At 59.8% G+C, this 261-nt stretch carries 1 protein-coding gene; it reads left to right on the forward strand.

Annotated elements, in window-relative coordinates:
• Positions 1-261: ABC transporter substrate-binding protein (locus SB724_RS20710; protein ID WP_410572810.1), on the forward strand; the 261-nt coding region annotated here is incomplete at both ends.

The raw sequence follows: 261 nt of genomic DNA on the forward strand, positions 1-261 counted from the left end.
GTTCCGAACCCGGACTACAACGGTCCGCGCAAGGCCAAGAACGGTGGCATCACGTTCAAGATCTACCAGAACGACGACGCCGCGTACCAGGACCTGCTCAGCAACAACCTGGATGTCCTTCAGACGATTCCCACCAGCGCTGTCGCGAACTTCAAGTCTGACCTGGGCGACCGTTCAATCGAAAAGCCCTACGCTGGTAACCAGACCATCGCGATCCCGGAGTACCTGCCGGCCTGGAGCGGTGAAGCCGGTAAGCTTCGC

The sequence above is a fragment of the Bacillus sp. SIMBA_031 genome (assembly GCF_046535225.1).
GTDB classification, from domain to species: domain Bacteria; phylum Bacillota; class Bacilli; order Bacillales; family Bacillaceae; genus Bacillus; species Bacillus velezensis.